The organism is Seonamhaeicola marinus, from assembly GCF_008085455.1.
Window position 1 is genome coordinate 1 of the sequence record NZ_VSDQ01000704.1, and the last position, 493, is coordinate 493.

The 493-nt window shown below is 33.3% G+C and carries 2 protein-coding genes; one reads left to right on the forward strand and one right to left on the reverse strand.

What is annotated here, in order from left to right; translation table 11 throughout:
* On the reverse strand, positions 1–260 hold a 260-nt coding region (locus FUA24_RS17245; RefSeq protein ID WP_148544326.1), incomplete at its 3' end, for an FAD-dependent oxidoreductase.
* A 105-nt stretch (positions 261–365) separates the two neighbouring features.
* On the opposite strand from FUA24_RS17245, the gene FUA24_RS17250 reads away from it, so the two are divergent.
* The coding region (locus FUA24_RS17250; protein WP_148544327.1) for an FAD-dependent oxidoreductase at positions 366–493 on the forward strand (128 nt) is incomplete at its 3' end.

Genomic DNA, 493 nt, shown 5'->3' on the forward strand with positions numbered 1-493 from the left:
TCAATATACTCCACATTTGCTAACCTAAAATAGAAATTTGGAAAATCTTGCAAAACTTTTCTAATAGGGTATGCAATAGAATCGGGCTCTAAACCACCAGTAGATACTTGGTATAATAGCGGCTGAAAGGTATGGTAGTTATGCTTATCTAACAATACAACTTGTACTTCTTGCTTTGATAATTTTTTGGCTAAAGCTACGCCTGCAAAACCACCGCCAATGATAATAACCCGCGGATAACTTGTTCTAGGAATATTCATATAATTACACTTGGTGTGCAAATGTAGTAAAAGATACAAATTTATAATGTTCTAAATTCTTTATTAAAAAAGCATTTTGTAAATTCGTAGCCTAAATTTTAACACATGAGTAAATACGATATTATAGTTCTTGGAAGTGGTCCTGGAGGGTATGTTGCAGCCATTAGAGCATCACAATTAGGTTTTAAAACAGCAATTGTTGAAAAAAGCGAACTTGGAGGCATATGCTTAAA